Origin of the sequence: Streptomyces sp. NBC_00414 (assembly GCF_036038375.1) — a bacterium.
Classification (GTDB): Bacteria; Actinomycetota; Actinomycetes; order Streptomycetales; family Streptomycetaceae; genus Streptomyces.
Genome location: NZ_CP107935.1, coordinates 4,241,919 through 4,255,366, shown reverse-complemented (window position 1 = coordinate 4,255,366; position 13,448 = coordinate 4,241,919). Strand labels below are relative to the sequence as shown.

The 13,448-nt window shown below is 70.7% G+C and carries 11 protein-coding genes; 6 read left to right on the top strand and 5 right to left on the bottom strand.

Annotated features, from left to right (window positions below):
- The first annotated feature begins 137 nt into the window (after positions 1–137).
- Both OHS59_RS18240 and OHS59_RS18235 read left to right on the top strand, forming a co-directional pair.
- The gene (locus OHS59_RS18240; protein ID WP_328494467.1) at positions 138–1,763 is read left to right on the top strand and encodes a succinic semialdehyde dehydrogenase; all 1,626 of its coding nucleotides are present in this window, start codon (positions 138–140) and stop codon (positions 1,761–1,763) included.
- Positions 1,764–1,856: 93 nt separating this feature from the next.
- Positions 1,857–3,644, top strand: coding sequence for a GMC family oxidoreductase (locus tag OHS59_RS18235; protein WP_328494466.1), 1,788 nt, complete (start codon positions 1,857–1,859; stop codon positions 3,642–3,644).
- A gap of 247 nt (positions 3,645–3,891) precedes the next feature.
- Here the strand turns inward: OHS59_RS18235 and OHS59_RS18230 are convergent, their stop codons facing one another.
- Positions 3,892–4,857, bottom strand: a complete 966-nt coding sequence (locus OHS59_RS18230; RefSeq protein ID WP_328494465.1) for an LAETG motif-containing sortase-dependent surface protein — start codon at positions 4,855–4,857, stop codon at positions 3,892–3,894.
- A 258-nt stretch (positions 4,858–5,115) separates the two neighbouring features.
- On the opposite strand from OHS59_RS18230, the gene OHS59_RS18225 reads away from it, so the two are divergent.
- Positions 5,116–6,288 carry a hypothetical protein gene (locus OHS59_RS18225; protein ID WP_328494464.1) on the top strand — a complete coding sequence of 391 codons (1,173 nt, stop codon included), beginning with the start codon at positions 5,116–5,118 and terminating at the stop codon, positions 6,286–6,288.
- A gap of 8 nt (positions 6,289–6,296) precedes the next feature.
- Positions 6,297–7,133, top strand: a complete 837-nt coding sequence (locus OHS59_RS18220) for a hypothetical protein (RefSeq protein ID WP_328494463.1) — start codon at positions 6,297–6,299, stop codon at positions 7,131–7,133.
- Between the two features lie 600 nt (positions 7,134–7,733).
- Here the strand turns inward: OHS59_RS18220 and OHS59_RS18215 are convergent.
- Positions 7,734–8,036 carry a chorismate mutase gene (locus OHS59_RS18215; protein WP_328494462.1) on the bottom strand — a complete coding sequence of 101 codons (303 nt, stop codon included), beginning with the start codon at positions 8,034–8,036 and terminating at the stop codon, positions 7,734–7,736.
- A 410-nt stretch (positions 8,037–8,446) separates the two neighbouring features.
- Between OHS59_RS18215 and guaA the strand changes: the two genes are divergently transcribed.
- Positions 8,447–10,024 (top strand): glutamine-hydrolyzing GMP synthase, encoded by a 1,578-nt coding sequence (guaA, locus tag OHS59_RS18210; RefSeq protein ID WP_328494461.1) that lies wholly within the window; start codon positions 8,447–8,449, stop codon positions 10,022–10,024.
- An 88-nt stretch (positions 10,025–10,112) separates the two neighbouring features.
- Here the strand turns inward: guaA and OHS59_RS18205 are convergent, their stop codons facing one another.
- Positions 10,113–10,595 carry a pyridoxamine 5'-phosphate oxidase family protein gene (locus OHS59_RS18205; protein WP_328494460.1) on the bottom strand — a complete coding sequence of 161 codons (483 nt, stop codon included), beginning with the start codon at positions 10,593–10,595 and terminating at the stop codon, positions 10,113–10,115.
- Between the two features lie 29 nt (positions 10,596–10,624).
- A complete protein-coding gene (locus OHS59_RS18200; protein WP_328494459.1) occupies positions 10,625–11,245 on the bottom strand; it encodes a hypothetical protein in 621 nt (206 codons plus the stop codon).
- Positions 11,246–11,494: 249 nt separating this feature from the next.
- Here OHS59_RS18200 and OHS59_RS18195 point away from each other — a divergent pair, with 249 nt between their 5' ends.
- Entirely contained in the window at positions 11,495–12,289 is a 795-nt protein-coding gene (locus tag OHS59_RS18195; RefSeq protein WP_328494458.1) for a class II aldolase/adducin family protein, read from the top strand.
- A 79-nt stretch (positions 12,290–12,368) separates the two neighbouring features.
- Here OHS59_RS18195 and OHS59_RS18190 read toward each other — a convergent pair whose 3' ends face one another.
- Positions 12,369–13,304, bottom strand: coding sequence for a DUF4429 domain-containing protein (locus OHS59_RS18190; RefSeq protein ID WP_328494457.1), 936 nt, complete (start codon positions 13,302–13,304; stop codon positions 12,369–12,371).
- Positions 13,305–13,448: the final 144 nt, after the last annotated feature.

Genomic DNA, 13,448 nt, shown 5'->3' with positions numbered 1-13,448 from the left:
GTCATCTCTGATCGTCCCCGGACAACACCCTGATCAGGGCATTTGCTGCCAGTGATCACTGGCGCTGTGTGTGTACTCGGTGAAACCCTGTTACCGACGGGTACCCAAAGAGCGCGGGCGGGCATACTCTGCGGCTCATGACGGACTCGCAGGCCCCGGCACAGGCCCCGGAAAAGACCGGTACGAACCCTCTCGCGCCCGCACCCGAAGGCGCCCGCACGGCCGCTGACGTGGTCACGCCGGAGCTGATCGCCCAGCTCACCCGTGGCGTGGTCGGCTCGGGCCGCACCGCCAACCACACGCCGTTCACCGGCGAGAAGCTGGCCGACCTGCCCGAGTCCACCCCGCAGGACGTGGAACTGGCCTACGACCGGGCCCGCGCCGCCCAGCGCCTGTGGGTCCAGATCCCCGTGAAGGAGCGCGCGGCCGTCCTCCTCCGCTTCCACGACCTCGTGCTCGCCCGCCAGGCCGAAGTGCTGGACCTGATCCAGCTGGAGACCGGCAAGGCCCGTCTGCACGCCCACGAGGAGGTCCAGGCGGTCGCCGTCGCGGCCCGCCACTACGGCCGCCGGGCCCCCTTCTACCTGCGCCCCAAGCGGCACGCGGGCGCCATGCCGACCCTCACCAAGGTCACCGAGCTGCGCCACCCGCGAGGCGTCGTCGGCCAGATCGCCCCCTGGAACTACCCCCTCGAACTCTCCGTCGGCGACGCGCTCCCCGCCTTCGTCGCGGGCAACGCCGTCGTGATGAAGCCCGACACCGAGACCTGCCTCACCGCCCTGTGGGCCCGTGACCTGCTGATCGAGGCGGGCCTGCCGGCCGACGTCTTCCAGGTGGTCCTCGGCGAGGGCCCGGTCATCGGCCCGGAGGTCGTCAAGCACGCCGACTACGTCTCCTTCACCGGCTCCACCCGCACGGGCCGCGAGGTCGCGCAGGGCGCGGCGGCCCGCCTGGTCGGCGTCTCCCTCGAACTCGGCGGCAAGAACGCCATGCTGGTCCTTGAGGACGCCGACATCGACCGGGCGGCGGCCGGCGCGGTCCGCGCCTGCTTCTCGTCCGCCGGACAGCTGTGCATCAGCATCGAGCGGCTGTACGTCCACGAGTCGATCGCGGACACCTTCCTGGAGCGGTTCGCCGCCCGCACCAGGGCGATGCGGCTCGGTACGTCCCTCGCGTACGGCGCCGAGATGGGCTCGCTGGTCGGCGAACGCCAGCTGGAGACCGTGACCCGGCACGTCGAGGAGGCCGTCGCCAAGGGCGCGACCGTCGTCGCGGGCGGTGTCGCGCGCCCGGACATCGGCCCGTACTTCTTCGAGCCCACCATCCTCGACGGCGTCGAGACACCCATGGCGGTCTGCGGCGAGGAGACCTTCGGCCCGGTCGTCTCCATCTACCGGTTCAAGGACGAGGACGCGGTGATCGACTCCGCCAACGCCACGGCCTACGGCCTCAACTCCTCGGTCTGGACGAAGGACGGCCGCCGCGGCGCCGAGGTCGCGGCCCGGCTGCGCACCGGAACGGTCAACATCAACGAGGGCTACGGGCCCGCGTACGGCAGCGTCCAGTCGCCGATGGGCGGCATGAAGGACTCCGGCCTCGGCCGCCGCCACGGCTCCGAGGGCATCCTCAAGTACACGGAGGCCCAGACGGTCGCCCAGCAGCGACTGCTGCCGATGGCCCCGTCCCTGGGCATGGACGACGAGAAGTACGCCCAGTTCATGAGCCGCAGCCTGCGGCTGATGAAGGCGTTCCGTTTCCGCTAGTGGTCTCTTGAGGGGCTCCGCCCCTCAGGGGCGCGGGGAACTGCGCGAGCAACCACGAATCACCCGCACCGCACGCTCAAAGGGGAGAAGCACGTGCCTCAGGACGCTTATGACTACGACGTCCTCGTCGTGGGCTCCGGCTTCGGCGGATCCGTCACCGCCCTGCGCCTGACGGAGAAGGGCTACCGCGTAGGTGTCCTGGAAGCGGGCCGCCGCTTCACCCCGGCCACGCTCCCGAAGAACTCCTGGGACCTGAAGAACTACCTGTGGGCGCCGAAGCTCGGCATGTACGGCCTCCAGCGCATCCACCTGCTCGGCAACGTGATGGTGCTCGCCGGCGCGGGCGTGGGCGGCGGTTCCCTCAACTACGCCAACACCCTCTACGTACCGCCGAAGCCGTTCTTCGAGGATCCGCAGTGGAAGGACATCACCGACTGGCAGGAGGAGCTGAAGCCGTACTACGACCAGGCGCAGCGCATGCTCGGCGTACGGCTCAACCCGACCATGACGCCCTCCGACGTCCATCTGAAGGCGGCGGCCCAGCGGATGGGCGTGGGGGACACCTTCCACATGGCGCCGGTCGGGGTCTTCTTCGGCGACGGCGAGGACGCCGACAAGACCGTGAAGGCCCGGCCCGGCGAGACGGTCGACGACCCGTACTTCGGCGGCGCGGGCCCGGCCCGCAGCGCGTGCGCCGAGTGCGGCGAGTGCATGACGGGCTGCCGGCACGGCGCGAAGAACACTCTCAACGAGAACTACCTGTACCTCGCCGAGAAGGCGGGCGCGGTCGTCCACCCCCTGACGACCGTCGTGTCCCTCACGGACGACTCGCAGGGCGGGTACGCCGTCGCGACGCTCCCCACGGACCGCAGGGGCAAGGGCGCCAAGCGTGAGGGGCGTGTCTTCAAGGCCCGCCGGATCGTCCTCGCGGCCGGCACGTACGGTACGCAGACCCTGCTGCACCGGATGAAGGCGGGCGGCCAGCTCCCGCACCTGTCGAAGCGACTGGGGGAGCTGACCCGTACGAACTCCGAGGCGCTGGTGGGTGCGCAGACCAGCGACCGCCGCTACCGCAAGGCCACCGGCGAGGCGAAGGTCGACTTCACGCGCGGGGTCGCCATCACGTCCTCGATCCACCCGGACGCCAACACGCACATCGAGCCCGTCCGTTACGGCAAGGGCTCGAACTCGATGGGCAGCCTGTCGATCCTCCAGGTCCCCTACACGGAAGGCTCGTCGAGGGCGCTCGGCTGGCTGGTCAACGCGGTCAAGCACCCCACCCTCATGGCCCGCTCGATCTCCAACCGCCGCTGGTCGGAGCGGACCATCATCGGCCTGGTGATGCAGTCCCTGGACAACTCCCTGACGACGTACCTGAAGCCGAAGGGCGCGGGCAAGGGCCTGCTGACGGCACGCCAGGGCCACGGCGCCCCCAACCCGAAGCAGATCAGGGCCGCTTCGGAGGGCGCCGCCGCGATAGCCGCCGAGATCAACGGCTTCGCGGGCTCGAACGTCGGCGAACTGATGGGCACCCCGCTGACCGCCCACTTCCTGGGCGGCTGCCCGATCGGCGCCTCCGCGGACGAGGGCGTCATCGACCCGTACCACCGGCTGTACGGGCACCCGGGCATCTCCGTCGTCGACGGCGCCGCGGTCTCGGCGAACCTGGGCGTGAACCCGTCGCTGACCATCACCGCACAGGCCGAGCGCGCGATGTCGTACTGGCCCAACAAGGGCGAGGCGGACCCGCGTCCGGCGATCGGCGCCGCGTACGAGCGCCTGAAGCCGGTCGAGCCGCTCTCGCCCGCGGTCCCGGCGGACGCCTTCGGTGCCCTGAAACTCCCGTTCCTGGGCATGCCGACGATGCCACCGAAGAAGTAGCCGCACGCACTTCACGGCACAGGAAAGACGAAGGACCTGCGCCCCCCTCCGAGCGCAGGTCCTCACGTCTGCCGCGCGTACAGCAAGTTCAGCCACGCATCACGCGTCTGCCCTCTGTCTTCAGGGGCGCGGGGAACTGCGCAGCCAGCCCCCACCGGGCCGCAGTCACCTTCCGAACCCCAGCGGAGCGGTTACGTGCCCAGCCCCCACCGGGCCCGCAGTCAACATCCGAACCCCAGCGGAGCGGTTACGCGTCGGAGCCGGCCCTGCGGCGACGAGCGACGACGACCGCACCCACACCGGCGACCAGCGCGGCCCCGCCCACGAGACCGATGGTCGGCAGCGCGGAACTGGACCCGGTCTCGGCGAGGTTGCCGGTGACCTGCGGCGTGTTGGTCTTGTCCGGCTTCTGGTCACTGACCGGCGCCTTGCCGCCTTCCTGCGGCTTGGTGTCGTTGGTGTCCGTACCCGCGGCGACGATCTGGAACTTGTACGCGACCTCACCGAAGCCGGTGCACTCCGCGTCGTCGTCACCGTAGATGGTCGCGCCGAGCGAGAAGCCCGCGCCGACCGGAGCGGTGGACTTCACGTTGATGCGCAGCGGGACGTGGACCTCGTAGTCGGGCTTGAGCTCGTCGGTGTAACCGACGAAGCCGACCGCGTAACCCTCCTCGTCGAGGTTCTCCCAGACCTTGGCGTCCGGGTTCCAGGCCTGGAGCTGAACCTGCTTGCTCTTGAACAGGTCCGTGCCGTCCACGTCGGACGAGGCGCCCGCGAGGAAGTCGAGGTCCTGGAGCGTCGAGTCGGAGGAGTTCAGGACGTTCAGCGAGAACTTGTGCCAGCCGCTGCCCACGGCGATCTTGCCGGGCAGGCCGGTGATGCTGACGTCGACCTTGGTGTCCTCGCACACGGACGGCTCGGGGTCCGGGGTCTCCGACGATTCGGGCGGAGTGGTGCTCGGCGCCGGGGTGGTCACCGGCGGGGTCGTGGTCGGCGTGCTCGGGGGCGTCTCGCTCGGCGGCGTCGTCGTGGGCGTCGCGGCGGGCGTCGTCGTCGCGGTGGTCTCGCTCGGGCCCGGCGTCGCGGTCGAGGTCGCGGTCTCGGTCCCGGTGGGCGCGGGGTCGGTCGCGAAGGCGGCCGGAGCCGACAGCAGGGCGAGCGGGGCTATGACTGCGGTCGTGGCCGCAGCGACCATGACACGGCGAAGCTTCATGAAGACCTCGGAAAGTCCGGTGTGCCGCGAGGTCGCGGCACGAGATTCGGGAGGCCTCCGCGTGGCGGTCGCGGGTATGGCCGTTGATTCCAGGAGGGAGACCTGTGACTCCTGTGAAGGGTTGTCCTAAAACTCACAGAATTCTTATGTGGGCTGGGTCACACGCGGGTCCGACTTGTGAACTCCAGTGCCCACGCCTTAGAACTGACCCTCGGTCGGCTGTCAGTACGTCAGCCATGGGGGAGAGGCGCGAGCGCCGTGAGTGAGAAGCCGTCCGGGAAGCCCGAGGGGCACGAAGGGTCCGGGGAGTCCATACCGGACGACGTGTGGGAACGCTTCGTCCAGGACAGTGAGCGGGACATCCGGACCTCGGAGGCCCCCAAGGAGCCGTCGGCGCGCGCCCGCATGGTGACCGAGCGGCTGCGCCGGCAGGAGGCCCGCGGTGAACTGCCCCAGGGATGGCGCACGGACTCCGCGGGGCAGGGGGCGTACGGGCGCGGAGCCCGGCGCCGCAAGGTGTGGACGATCATCGGTATCCCGCTCGCCCTCGCGGTGGCGGTCGTGGCCATGAAGCCGTCCCTGCTGCCGGGCGACCCCTTCGGTACGGACTCCGGCGTGAACCCGGGCCCGCAGGCCGCGTCCCCGCTGCCCGCGGAGACCGCGCCCGAGACCGCGGCCCCGGGTTCCGCGCCCGGAACGCCCACCCTGGACGAGCCCTTCGCCGGTTCCCCGGCCGCGCGGTACGCCGACGGCGCCGCCGGGATCGTGCTTCCGAGGGCGAAGGCGGTCGGTTCGTTCTCCAAGGATCAGGTCGGCCGGGCTCTGGAGCAGAGCAGAACCCTGCTCGTCGAGGCGAACATCGACCGCGGGACGCTGCTCGGCGCCACCCCCGAGACCGTCTTCGGCACGGTGCTCGACCCCAAGCAGCCCGACCTGGTCGCCGATCTGAGGTCCTGGCTGCGCGATCCCGGCGAGGACGACGATCCGCTGCGCTTCTTCAGCCGCTTCGACCGGGACGAGGTGCGGCTCGTCGGTAACGTGGTCAAGACCCGTGGCCGTACGACGTTCGAGGCGGGCGAGGACGGGGCGCTGGACATCCACACCGACTACACCTTCGTCTACGCGCTGGCCCCGGCCGACCCGGACTCCACCGAAGTCGCCCGCACCATCGTCCGCCGCGTCATCGACCTGCAGGTCCCCGATCCGGCGAAGTACGACGTCACGCCCGGCAGGCTGGCGGTCGTCAACTACGACAACGACATCTCCAACTCCGCCTGCGACGTCTACGACGGCTTCCTGCACCCGCGGCTGTCCTCGGCCGAGCCGACGGGCGCGCCCCCGAGCGGGCCCACGACCGACCCGTACGACCGCAGCCGGGACATCGGTGGCGACTCCGGTGACGAGCCGTGTGGGACGGTGTCGCGGACATGATGACAAGGATGAGGACCAAGATCTCGCGGCCCCTGGTGGCCGTGTCGGCCGTCGCGGCGCTCGGCTGCGTCGCGGCGTGCGGCGGAGGCGGCACCGAGGAGACCGGGAAGTCGTCGCGGTCGAAGGCGGCGGGCGAACGGACGGCCGGCGGGGAGAAGACGAAGGCCCCGGCCGGGGAGAGCCAGGCGGGCACGAAGGACCCACAGGACCCGAAGGGCTCGCGGGAACCGGAGAACACGCGGGATCCGGGGGGCACCTCGGGGGCGGGGAAGGGTGACGGGGCCCTGACCAAGGCGCAGTTGAAGAAGGCCGCGCTCGCGACGGGTGACGTCAAGGGCTTCGAGGTCAAGGCGTCGGAAGGCGCTGACCTCCTGGGCCAGACCGTCCCGGCGACACCGTCGAAGTGCCAGCCGATCGCCGACATGTTCCTGTTCACCACCGACCCGGGCTCGCGGGCGGGAGTCAGCCGCGGTGTCGTGTCGAAGGACGAGACGGACGCGTCGGTGAACACGTTCGCCCTCCTCTCGTACGGGTCCGGCGAGGCCGACAAGGTGATGAGGGGCCTGCGTTCGGCGACGAAGGACTGCACCGCCTACCGGCACGCCGACTACGACTACAAGGGCGTCAAGGCGGCGGCCGACCCCGATCTGGGCGACGAATCCGTCGCGTTCAGGCTGGTCGCCTCGATCGAGGGGGCGCAGGTGCCCGCCGCGTACACGGTCGTCCGGGACGGTACGACGCTGGTGGCGTTCAGTTCGATGAACATGCTGGACGCGGACAAGATCGAGGTACCGGCCGAGCTGGTCGAGGCGCAGCTCGCCAAGCTGGCGAAGACGGCCGGCTGACCTGCCGAAGCGGACCGGGGCACGGCTCCGGACAGGCGAAGGGCCCCGCGGGGCGATCCACGGGGCCCTTCGTGGTCAGCACCGACGTCAGGGCAGCGCCGGTGCCTGGGGAGGCGGCGCCGGGGGGTAGCGCCGCCTAATGGCTTGTCCGCCGGTCTGCGCCCGGCGCACGGGGGGAGTGCGCGTGGTCTCGACCAATGGCGGTGGGGCGGTGCAATACGGATGTCGTTCGAGGACTCGGGGTGTTCTAGGCATCGTGCTCGATGGGCCGCGGCCTACGCAACCGTTTCGACCGCCCTTGCGCAGATTCCGCCGGTCGGCTCCGGGCGTCCCCGGAGCCGACCTCTTGGGTGACCGGGCTGCTGTCCCCTGCCGTCCGGCCACTTCTCTGGAACGGGGTCCCACGGCGCACGTCCGTACGCCTCCCGCTCCAGCGGAGCCACGCGTGGTTCTTCGGACCCGTCCCTGGCTGACACAGGCACCGGACCAACGAAGCCCGTTGCGGGACGGTCACGCGCCGTACGGGTGAGAGGGCATGCGTACGTGCGTGCACCGGACGTCCGTCGTACGCGGATGTCGTACGGGATGCCGTACGCGCCCTCAGATGCGGCCCCGGCACAGCTCCAGCAGGGTCATCGCCAGTGCGGTGCCCGGCTTGCCCAGGGCTTCCCTGTAGTGGCCGAGCACCTCCATCTCGCGCGACAGATTCACCCGGCGGCCTCCGGAGGTGATCCGGGCCTTCTGGATCACGGCCGAGACGGCCATGCGTTCCTGGACCAGGCCGATGATGTGGTCGTCGAGGGCGTCGATGCGCTCGCGGGCGCCGGTGATCAGGTCGGCGGCCTCTTCGGTGCGGGCACCGGTCTTGTCGGTGGTGGCCGTGCCGGGGGTGGCTGTGCTCATCTCGTGGGCTCCTCTTCAGGTGGGGTGCCCCGGAGCGGCAAGGTCCGGAAAACGCGGGCGCCCCGGGCCTTGTCGGCCCGGGGCGCCTGGGATGTCGCTTGTCAGTTGCTCAAGCAGCACGACCATGGCAGCCCGTGGGCCGGGTGCCATAGGTAAAGACGAAGGTCTGGTGCGTGAGCATGGGAGCAGTATGCCCGCGCGCTCCGCGCGGTCCAACCCGGTTCGCATCCTGAGACGGCCTTCCTGGGGGCTGTGCCCCCAGACCCCCTGTCGCGCACCTCCAGCCCGTCCGGCGTTCGAGGACCGGGGGTTCGGGGGCGGAGCCCCCGAGAAACCGACCGTGGCCGCCCGCCCCCCGACCCCCGTTAGAATCAATCGCACAGCCCTGCAAAACCGCCGGAAGGCAAACCGTGCCAGAAGCGTCCCCCGCCGCCGCCCCCGACACCGTCCTGGTCGTCGACTTCGGCGCGCAGTACGCCCAGCTCATCGCCCGCCGAGTCCGCGAGGCCCGGGTCTACAGCGAGATCGTCCCGAGCACCATGCCGGTCGACGAGATGCTCGCCAAGAACCCCGCAGCGATCATCCTCTCCGGCGGCCCCTCGTCGGTGTACGCGGAGGGCGCCCCCCGCCTGGACCGCGCGCTCTTCGAGGCCGGCGTCCCCGTCTTCGGCATGTGCTACGGCTTCCAGCTGATGGCGACCGCCCTCGGCGGCACGGTCGACAACACGGGCGCCCGCGAGTACGGCCGCACCGGTCTGCACGTCTCGAAGTCGGGCTCGACCCTGTTCGAGGGCACCCCGGACGAGCAGTCCGTGTGGATGTCGCACGGCGACGCGTGCAGCGCCGCCCCCGAGGGCTTCTCGGTGACGGCCTCCACGGACGTCGTCCCGGTCGCGGCCTTCGAGAACGACGAGAAGAAGCTGTACGGGGTCCAGTACCACCCCGAGGTCATGCACTCCACGCACGGCCAGCAGGTGCTGGAGCACTTCCTGTACCGGGGCGCGGGCCTGAGCCCGGACTGGACCACCGGCAACGTCATCGAGGAGCAGGTCGCGCTGATCCGCGAGCAGGTCGGCGACAAGCGCGCCATCTGCGGCCTGTCCGGCGGCGTGGACTCCGCGGTCGCCGCGGCCCTCGTGCAGAAGGCCATCGGCACCCAGCTGACCTGCGTGTACGTCGACCACGGTCTGATGCGCAAGGGCGAGACCGAGCAGGTCGAGAAGGACTTCGTGGCGGCGACCGGCGTCCAGCTGAAGGTCGTGGACGCGGAGGAGCGCTTCCTCACCGCCCTCAAGGGCGTCTCGGACCCCGAGGAGAAGCGGAAGATCATCGGCCGCGAGTTCATCCGGGTCTTCGAGCAGGCGCAGGCGGAGATCATCGCGGACGAGGGCCCGGAGGTCGCGTTCCTCGTCCAGGGCACGCTCTACCCCGACGTGGTCGAGTCCGGTGGCGGTACGGGTACCGCCAACATCAAGTCGCACCACAACGTCGGCGGGCTTCCCGAGGACCTTGAGTTCCAGCTGATCGAGCCGCTGCGCCAGCTCTTCAAGGACGAGGTCCGGATGGTCGGCCAGGAGCTGGGCCTGCCGGACGAGATCGTCCAGCGCCAGCCGTTCCCCGGCCCCGGTCTCGGCATCCGGATCGTCGGCGAGGTCGACAAGGAGCGGCTCGACCTGCTCCGCGAAGCCGACGCCATCGCCCGCGAGGAGCTGACGGCCGCCGGTCTCGACCGCGACATCTGGCAGTGCCCGGTCGTGCTGCTCGCCGACGTCCGCTCCGTCGGGGTCCAGGGCGACGGCCGCACGTACGGCCACCCGATCGTGCTGCGGCCCGTCTCCTCCGAGGACGCGATGACCGCCGACTGGTCGCGACTGCCGTACGACGTCCTCGCGAAGATCTCGACGCGCATCACGAACGAGGTCGCGGACGTCAACCGGGTCGTCCTCGACGTGACGTCGAAGCCGCCGGGCACCATCGAGTGGGAGTAATCCCCCCAGGCAGCCAGGCAGCCAGACAGCCAGACAGCCAGGCAGCCAGGCAGCCGGGTAGCCGGGTGGGTCCGGTCAGCCCCGGGGCTCAGGTCCGCTTGAGGGTGCGCACCGGCACTCCGGGCTTCCAGATCTGGACGACCAGATACGTGTCGTCCTCGACGTAGGTCCGTACGACCTCCGTCAGTTCGGTGCGGAAGAGGTGGAACGGCTCCGGCGGTTTCACCTCTTCGGTGTATCCGGCCTTCTCCGCCGGGTCCTGGACCTCGACGGCCCGGCCCGCGATCCGTACGTCGCCGCCGGCCATCTCCGTACCCGGCCCCGGATTCGCCTGCAGGGCGAACCGCGGGTCCCGCCGCAGGTCCAGCGCCTTGAGGGAGTCCGGCATCATGCCGAGCCACAGCTCCCCGCTCAGGAAGCGCACCTCAAGGCCGGAGGTGCGGGGCGACCCGTCCTTGCGGAGGGTCGCGACGATGTGGTGCGTGAAGGCCGCGAACCGTTTCTCGACGGTCCCGGCGAGATCCCGCTCCGCGGCCACGAAGGCCGCCCAGTTCGACGTCGTGCGAGTCATACGACGAGTGTGGCGCCGATACCCGACATCTAGTGTCGCCTTTTCGGCAGCGAGTTCCGCAGGCCGGTCCTGCGGGAGTTGCGGCCGGCCGACCGCAGGCGCCGGGCCAGCCGCTCCTTCCGCATCATCTCCAGGCGCAGGAGGACCGCGAACACCGCGGCCATCGTGGCGCCCGCGGCGAGCGAGGCCGTCCAGCCCGCGGGGATCAGCAGCAGCGCCATGAGGGTCGCGCTGGCGGTCATGAAGACGGCCTTGCGGCGCCAGTCGAGGTCGTCGTCCAGGGCGTCGAACTCGATACGGGCCTTGAGCAGATCCACCGTCGGCGCCACGTCCGGCAGGGGCTTCAGGGTGCCCGGACGCATACCCGGGGTGCGGCCCGCGGCGAGCCTGCTGAGAGCCGCCGTACCGCGCTCGCGGGCCTCGGGCCGGGGGTCGCGGACCAGCCGGACCTGAAGGACCTGGCCGACCCTGCTCGACCTCTCGTACCGGAAGCCGTACTGCACGGCGATGTAGGTGAGTGCGGCGAGGCGGCGTGGGGATCCGCCCTGGTCGTCCAGGACGACCACGTCGCGCGTGGCGAGCTGTCTGAGCATGCCGGCGATGAGGCGTTCGGTCTTCTTCATGGGCGGCGGGGACGGCAGGGGCGGCACGGGTGGAACGGTGATGCGGTCGCGGCGTGCGGTCCGCGCAGCGTGTGGGGAAGGCTGTGCACGGGGGGTTCCTCCAGGGGCGTCGGCGCATGGGCCCGACGAGTGTGACGGCTCCGGTCAGGCAGACCGGCGATCTCGTACAACGGTTGTGCACTCTCTTCTTCGACACCTCTGTTCTCCTGCGCTGACCGCCGGTAACTTCCCGCCCGTAAACACGTACGGAGTCCGCCCCTCAGGGCTGGAGGACATATGCACGGGCCCACGCCGCCCCTGCCCCTTCCCACCGACAGACTGCGGTTCGCGATGCCGCCCATGCACGAGTCGCTCGACGACGAGCGCCGGCACCGCAAGGAACGTCTCGCGGGCGCGCTGCGGCTCTTCGGGCGCCTCGGGTTCGAGGACGGGGTCTCCGGCCACATCACCGCGCGGGACCCGGAGTACAGCGACTGCTTCTGGGTCAACCCGTTCGGGATGCCCTTCAAGCATGTCACCGTCGGCGATCTGGTGATGGCCAACGAGGACGGGCAGGTGCTGGAGGGCCGCTATCACGTGAACCAGGCCGCGTTCACCGTGCACGCCCAGGTGCACGCGGCCCGGCCCGACGTCGTCGCGGTCGCCCACTGCCACTCGGTGCACGGGCGCGCGCTGTCCGCGCTCGGCGAGCTCCTCGACCCGATCACCCAGGAGAGCTGCGCGTTCTACGAGGACCACGCGCTGTACGACGCGTACTCGGGGGTCGCCGTGGACGCCGAGGAGGGGCGGCGGATCGCCACCGCGCTCGGCTCGTTCAAGGCGCTCGTGCTGCGCAACCACGGACTGCTGACGGTCGGCGACTCGGTGGACGCGGCGGCCTGGTGGTTCCTGTCGATGGAACGGTCCTGCCAGGTGCAGCTGACCGCGTGCGCGGCGGGGCGGCCGGTGCTGATCGACCACAAACAGGCGGTCGCGACACGGGAACAGACCGGCGGAGACCTGGTGGCGTGGATCAACTACCAGCCGCTGTGGCAGGACATCAGCCGCAGCGAGCCGGATCTGCTGTCCTGACGGCCCGCCGTTCTGATGCGGTTCGCTCATGAGACCTGCCGTGCCGAGAGCCGTTTCACCCCAACCGGCGGTCGCCTCGCTAGAAGTCGCGGAGCACGGCCGCCTTCGTCGTCGCGAACTCCTCGTCGGTGAGCACGCCGTCGCGGTGCAGTTCGCCCAGCTCACGCAGCCGGCGCAGGAGTACGTCGTGGAGGTCCTGCGGGGCTGTCGGGGATGCCTGGGGTGTCTGCGGCCGGGACGACGCCACGGAGTCCTGGACGGCGGCCAGGAGGCGGGGCGGATCCCCGCGCGCCGGCTCGGCGGCCCGGACGGACGGGTGCGGGAGGCGGGCCATGACCGCGGTGGCGACGAGGGCCGTGAGCAGGTCGCGGCGCGCGCTGCCCCACAGGTCGAGGGCGAACGGGTCCTTCTCCGGCGGCAGCTTGGAGAACACCGAGTCGTGCGTCACGAACCGCAGGAAGCCGTCCTCGTAACCGGAGTTGGGCAGCCACTCCACCTGTACGAGATCGGGCAGGCCGATGATGCGCGGGCCCGTCGCGCGCTTCACCCGGTCCGAGGTGTCGCTCCAGTCGATACGGACCCTGGCTCCGTCGAAGGAGACCGTGCCGTCGCTGGAGCGGACCGAGACGGGCACGGGCGGGCCGGGCAGGAGATACGCCTTTGCCGGTTCCTTGGGGATCTGTTCGATGAGCAGGGCGTGCCGGATCTCCTCGGCGACGTACTCCGCGACGCCCGAACGGTCGATGTCCACGGACAGCCGGTACGGGTCCGCCGCGTCGGGCAGCCGGCCCCCGGTCGCCTGGAGGAGCGGGTCGGCGCCCTCCCGGAGTCTCAGACGCAGCCGGCCGCGCTTGCGTTCGGGCTCGTAGACGACGCCCGCGACCGCTTCGAGGGGCACGGCGATCTCTCCGTACGTCTGCCGGAACAGCGGCACGGAACGGTGCAGCCCCGGGGTGATCCGGACCGTGCTGCCGTCGAAGGCCCAGGTCCCGTCGCGCTGGATGATCTCGGCCATACGGGAATTCTCGCAGCCGGGTCAACACGGGGGTGGAGGGTTCACCCGCGCTGACCGGACCTGGCGGACGCGAGGGGTGTGCGGTACGGCACAATGCGCTGTCGTCACAAGGCAGTTGTGCGGCTGCGCAGTTGTGCGGTGGGC